Origin of the sequence: Cellulophaga sp. F20128 (assembly GCF_023015805.1) — a bacterium.
GTDB lineage: Bacteria > Bacteroidota > Bacteroidia > Flavobacteriales > Flavobacteriaceae > Cellulophaga.
In genome coordinates, this window is the sequence record NZ_JALKBA010000002.1 from 464,896 (window position 1) to 471,514 (window position 6,619).

3 protein-coding genes and 1 pseudogene are annotated in these 6,619 nt (G+C 33.4%); all 4 read left to right on the plus strand.

Features of this window, described 5'->3' with window-relative positions; all coding sequences use genetic code 11:
• Nucleotides 1–91: 91 nt before the first annotated feature.
• Complete coding sequence (locus tag MWU65_RS04075; protein ID WP_247075893.1) at nucleotides 92–1,228, plus strand: FecR family protein; 1,137 nt, start codon at nucleotides 92–94, stop codon at nucleotides 1,226–1,228.
• Nucleotides 1,229–1,387: 159 nt separating this feature from the next.
• Nucleotides 1,388–4,660, plus strand: coding sequence for a TonB-dependent receptor (locus tag MWU65_RS04080; protein WP_247075894.1), 3,273 nt, complete (start codon nucleotides 1,388–1,390; stop codon nucleotides 4,658–4,660).
• A gap of 11 nt (nucleotides 4,661–4,671) precedes the next feature.
• Nucleotides 4,672–6,207, plus strand: coding sequence for a RagB/SusD family nutrient uptake outer membrane protein (locus MWU65_RS04085; protein WP_247075895.1), 1,536 nt, complete (start codon nucleotides 4,672–4,674; stop codon nucleotides 6,205–6,207).
• Between the two features lie 143 nt (nucleotides 6,208–6,350).
• Nucleotides 6,351–6,619: pseudogene (locus tag MWU65_RS04090) on the plus strand (sugar phosphate isomerase/epimerase); the annotation flags it as partial.

Sequence of the window (6,619 nt, forward strand, 5' to 3'; positions counted from 1 at the left end):
TTGAAAAAGTTTAAATATTTTTTTATTTTCTTGTCACCCATTTAGTGAATTTTATTGTCGTTATAATAGAATGTAATTAAAACGAAATCAGGTGGAATTCAAGTTAATTGTAAAAAAACTAAACAATACACTTACTACAGAGGAAGAAATCATTTTCAATAAATGGTTTGAGGAATCACAAATTCATAAGAATTATTTTAATTCTGTTAAAAATAATTACCTAACAGATTTAGACAATATCAATGTAGAAGAAGGTTGGTTCTCGATTCGAAACAAATTATCCAAACATTCTCAGAAGAAAACTTACTGGAAGTATGCGGTAGCAGCATCTGTTGCATTATTAATTTCTATAAATTTTATATTTAATAAAAAGGAGGAAATTAAAATTGGCGCACCAATTATTGTTGAAAATGATACCAAAATTGAGATTGGTACAGATAAGGCGACTTTAACCTTAGGTGATGGATCCGTTGTATCCTTGGAAAAAGGTAGCGCTTATAACGGACATAATGTTACTAGCAATGGAGAAGAAATTGTCTATAACAAAAAAAAGTCAAACTCCAAAGATGAAATAGCCTATAATACCCTGACAGTTCCACGTGGAGGTCAGTTTTATTTAGTTTTATCTGATGGAACTAAAGTTTGGCTAAATTCGGAATCAAAATTAATTTATCCAGTAAATTTTGTTGATGGTATGTTACGAAAAGTAGAATTGGTTTATGGAGAAGCCTATTTTGATGTATCTCCAAGTATTGAACACAAAGACACTAAGTTCCTCGTGTTTAATGATCATCAAGAAGTGGAAGTGTTAGGAACCGAATTTAATATAAAAGCATATAACAATGAAGATAGTATTTATACAACATTAGTGGAGGGAAAAGTAAGTGTTAGTAATATGGAATCAAAACAGAAATTAATTCCAAATCAGCAAACTAAACTTAACTTAAAAAATAAAAGTATAGGCGTTCAAGAAGTTGATGTGTATAGCGAAATATCATGGAAAAAAGGACTTTTTAGTTTTAAAGGAAAAACCTTAAAGGAAATTATGGTTGTATTGACTCGTTGGTATGATTTTGAAGTGGAGTTTGCGAATGAGGAATTAGAGAATGTCAAATTCAATGGGGTTCTAAGTAAGAAAGATAGTATTAAAGAAATTCTAAATGTTATTAAGAAAACAAAATTTATAAACGCCTATGAAATAAAAAACCAGAAAATTACAATTCAATAAAAAGAATAAGGGAACAAAGACATACCTGGACAGTAAAACGCTTCATCCCCTTTGCATTATTAATTAATTAAATGTTTAATCAACTAATACCACAAATTTATGGAAATTAAATTTATTAACAGTTTTTTCTTATATAAGAAAAAAATTCTACAATTTATTATGAGGATATTTATACTCTTGTTTTGTACAACAGTTTTTAGTTTTACCTCAAGTGATGTTTTCTCTCAAAATGCTAAAATTGTAATAGAAGAAGATATTGAATTGACACTGGATCAAGTGTTCGATCTGCTAAGGGCGCAAACGGAGTACACCTTTATTTATCAAGAAGACCTCTTTAAAGGTGCTCCAAAGGTGCATCTTAAAAAAGGTGTTATTAAGGCTAATAAGCTACTAACTAAAAGCCTTTCTGGACGGGACTATCAGTTTGATTTTACAAAAAACAATAAAATTGTTGTTATTAAATATCCTGAAAAAATTAATAGTACTCAACAATTATTAATTTCAGGAAAAATAACGGACAATAACGGACAACCTTTGCCAGGAGCTAATATTCTTGAGAAAGGAACTACCAATGGTGTGCAATCGGATTTTGATGGAAAATTCTCTTTCAAGGTGTCTTCTGGAAATGCCACCTTAATTGTATCCTATTTAGGGTTTGCAACTAGAGAAGTTGAAGTCAATAATCAAACAACCTTCCAGATTGAATTAATGGCTGATGCAAGTTCCCTTGACGAGGTTGTATTGGTTGCTTATGGTACACAAAAAATCACTAGTATTACTTCTGCGGTGTCCGCTGTGGATGTCGAAGAATTAGGGAATATTACCAATGCAAATATTGCATCTGCATTGCAAGGCCGTACTCCGGGATTGTATATAAAAGATGGGGGGTATAATCAAGGATTATCTGTTCTGGTTAGAGGGGCAACGACAATAGGTAATAATTCCCCTTTATATATAGTGGATGGAGTGCCTCAAGATTTACTTAGTGTAGATCCCAATGATATAGAAGCCATTTCTGTATTAAAGGATGGTGCAGCATCTGCAATCTATGGATCAAGAGCTGCGGCAGGTGTAATAATAGTTAAAACTAAAACTGGAAAAAATAAGAAGGCTAGCTTTAACTTTGAAAGCTTCGTTAGTTTTGGTGATTTAACAACGACTCAGAAATCTGCAAATTCAATTGAATCTGCCAAAATTATGAATGAGGCCTCTTTGAACTCAGGAGGGCAAGTTTTATTTACGCCAGAAGATTTTGAAAAATTTGAAGCAGGTACGGATCCAGCTTATCCAAATACGAATTGGAAGGACGAGTTTCTTAAAACAGAAATTACAAATAGATATTTTTTAAGCGCCACTGGAGGTAATGAAAACTCATCTTATTACTTTTCTTTAGGTTACAGAAATTCTGACGGAATCGTAAAATCCGGAATCGATAGAAAACAGTATAATCTGAGAACAAATTTAAAGACAAAATTAAGGGATAATATCGATTTAGATGTTAATTTAAGCTATAGTATTTCCAATAATACATCCCCAAATGTTAATAACGGTATTGATAATATCTACCAACATATGAACGGAACTGCTCCATTTTTACCAGTCAGAAATGCTGATGGAGAGTTTGCCTTTTTTAATGAAGCAGGTGCCTATGGTAGAGGGTTTTGGAACGTTCTTTGGGAGCTTGAAGCTGGTACATCTAATGCAATAAACAAAACATTTACTGCTAATACTAATCTAACCTGGGAACTTATAGATGGTTTAAAAGTTATAGGTCGTTATTCCTTGATTTCAGGAACAGGAAGAAGTGTTTCTAGTATATATAAAAGATCTACAACAGGAGGACCATCTTGGTTCTCGGATATAAACAGTTTAGGGCAAACTTGGAGAGATAATAATCAGTATAATGCTCAATCGTTTATAAGTTATGAAAAAACTTTTAAGGAACATAGTATAGGTGTTTTGGTTGGATGGGATGTCCAATTTAATAAGGATTCGTTTATTAGTGCTGGAAGAAGAAATTTTCAGTTTGATAATTTATTAACTGAGTTCAGTGCACCTAATTCTGGAGATAATGATGATATCACCGGGTTAAGTAGTAATACAGGTGAAAATGCCTTGCAATCTGGAGTAGGAAGAATTAATTACAATTTTGATGAAAAATACTTTCTTGAATTAACAGGACGATACGATGGGTCATCCATTTTTGCCCCAGAAAATCGTTATGGTTTTTTCCCTTCTATTTCGGCAGGTTGGTTAATTAGTGAAGAAAATTTCTTTGATTTTAGTTCTATGGAAAGCCTTAAATTCAGGGCATCTTATGGTACGACTGGAAATAATAGAGTTTCAGGAAGCTATTTTTCCAACATATCTTTTGGTAGTTACTATTTTGGAATGGGGGATATTGTAGAATCTACAGCTTCTGAAGGAGGTGTCCCATTTAGAAATTTAAAGTGGGAAACAACCAGTACAATGAATTTTGGTTTAGATTTTTCATTTTCTAGAGGATTACTCTCAGGTTCGTTGGATTATTACAATAAAGATACGCAAGATATTTTGTTGCCGAGCCCAGTACCAGGTACTGTAGGGACTGGAAGAAGTGGTCCTGCCATTAACGCAGGTAATGTTCAAAATAAAGGATTAGAGTTAATCTTGAATCACAATAACGTATTGTCAAACGGTTTGAAATATGGGGTCTCGATAAATGGAACCTATAATACAAATGAGATTACTGAACTTACTGACGCTTTTTCAGAATTTGATACCAATTATAGAGTTGGGGATGCATTAGGAACTATTTATGGGTATGTGTCAGATGGTATTTTATCATCTCAAGCAGAAGTAGATGCTTATAAAACCGAAATTACCTCAGGAATTAGCCCAAATACAACTATGGGGGATATTAGGTACAAAGATCACAATAATGATGGGGCACTAAACTTTGAAGATAATGTGGCAATTGCAGAAACACTTCCTAAAATTACCTACGGAATTAATTTGAATGCTGATTGGAAGAATTTCGATATACAAATATTCTTTCAAGGAACGGGTAAAGCCAAAGATTATAGATCAAATGATTTATTTGGGAATTTTGGATGGATTCCAGAAGAAGCAAATGATGCCTGGAGTTCCTCGAATACTAATGGAACCTATCCTAGACTCTTACTTTTTGGACAACAAACTTATAACCAAAATTTTTATACTAATTCAAGTTACTGGGCATTTAAATCTTCTTATTTAAGATTAAAAAATTTACAATTAGGTTACACACTTCCAATTAATGATAATAAATCTATTCAAAAGGCTAGAATTTATTTTACCGGGACAAACTTGTTAACGGTATCTGATTTTAGACCTGGTTTTGATCCTGAGTCTAGTGGATTATCAATTCCACCTTTAAAGACATTTTCAATGGGAATTAACATTAATTTTTAAAAAATAATCATATGAAAAATTATATAACACCAATATATATACTAATTTTTGTTTTTGGAATATTTCAAAGTTGTTCCGAAGATGAAATTACAAAACTTCCGGTAACGGCCTTATCAGAAGATGCCTTCTGGACAAGTGAAGATGAAGTTAAACAAGCCGCTAATGCTCTTTATGGTTCTTTGTCTAATGTTGGGCAGATAGAATGGGATGCTTTAACGGAAATAATGTTTAGTCAAAGTGGCGCATCTGTAGAAATTTCTACTGGTGCGATTAACCCGGGTGCAAGTCTAGTTAATGGTTTGTGGACCGGTCAATACGGTACCATTAGGGATGCTAATTGGTTTTTAAATAATGTAAAAAAAGTTGGTTTGCCAGAAGCCACCTTGGCACAATATAAGGGACAAGTTCGTTTTTTCAGGGCATGGGCGCATTACAAGTTGATGTATCAGTTTGGAAACGTTCCTATCGTAACAAAATTATTAGGGGTTAATGAAGGGCAAGTAGAACCAAGTACGAGATCTGAAGTTCTTGATTTTGTGCTAGAAGAACTTGATGCAACTATTTTAGAGTTATCTTCTTCAAATTATACTCCCGAGTATGGAAGGGTTACAAAATGGGCAGTTATGGCCTTAAAGTCAAGAATACTACTTTATGAAGGGACATTGTCTTCAGATAATACAATGTTAACAGAAAGTGCAAATATAGCTAGTCAGATTATGTTAGGAGGCTTTAGTTTATATGGCAATTATACTGAATTGTTTAGACCAGAAGGAGAGGGGAATTCTGAAATTATTCTAGCAAGAGTAAATGCTGATCTTGAAGGAAGGTACCATTCTATAGGTCAATGGCTGGGACCAATAAGTTTTCATGCCTCTTGGTCCACTTTTTCTCCTACTATGGCCTTGGTTAACAGGTACCCGGATATTAATGGAGAGGATATTTCAAACAGTCTCCTTTATGATTCTAATGCTCCATTCGAAAATAGAGATCCTCGCTTAAACCAAACTATTTTTGACTGGAATGTAGATGTGGATTATGAGGGTTCGATGTTTGTTAACAATGGTACCTGGCTTAATTTTAGAAAATGGATCAATCCCGCAGAAACTGCTACACAAAGAAGTCATAATGATTTTATAGTTTTTAGATTGGGTGAAGTATACCTAAATTACGTAGAAGCTATGAATGAGGTAAATGGACCATCTCAGAATTTGTTAGATTTAATTAATGAATTAAGAACTAGAGGAGGGCAAGGAGCCGCAACAGATGGATCTAATATTGTTGTCCCGCCAATTGCTCTAATTGGCTTAACTAAAGATAGCTTTCGTGATATTATCAGACGTGAAAGAATAATAGAATTGGCAGGTGAAGGTATTCTTTATTATGATTATCATAGATGGAAATTGTTGGAGACAACTATGAATCAACCTGCAATTGGGATAGTTCCTTTGGAAAATAGGTTATTTACAGCTCCTAGGGATTACGTTTGGCCAATTCCTGATTTTGAATTGATTAATAATCCAAACTTAAAGCAAAATACAGATTATTAAAGGATTTCGTTAAAATTTTGGGATATCCCCGCTTCAAAGAGTTAGTTTAGTTTAGTTGATGGCGGGGTTTCTTTTTCTAAAATTGATTGCAGTGAATTTCCTTTGAATCCAAAAGGAATCTTTACAAATACATAATACCATAAATGAATCTAAATTTTATATACCCTAGATGGGGGAGCTCAGATATGCCCTGGCCTGATTTTTTAAAAAAGGTAAAAGAAGCTGGTTATGATGGGGTAGAAATAGATCTTCCACTAGAAAAATTCAGAAAGAAAGAAGTCTGTGCTATGCTGACAGATTTCGAATTGGAATTTGTTGCCCAACATTGGGAAACCAAGGAGGTGGACTTTAAAAAGCATAAGGAGGTCTATAAAAAGCATTTGTATAATTTAGCAGAGGCCAAGCCTATTTT

Coding starts and splice junctions, on each gene's coding strand:
- MWU65_RS04080 (WP_247075894.1), top strand. CDS start 1,388: ATGAGGATATTTATACTCTTGTTTTGTACAACAGTTTTTAGTTTTACC.
- MWU65_RS04085 (WP_247075895.1), top strand. CDS start 4,672: ATGAAAAATTATATAACACCAATATATATACTAATTTTTGTTTTTGGA.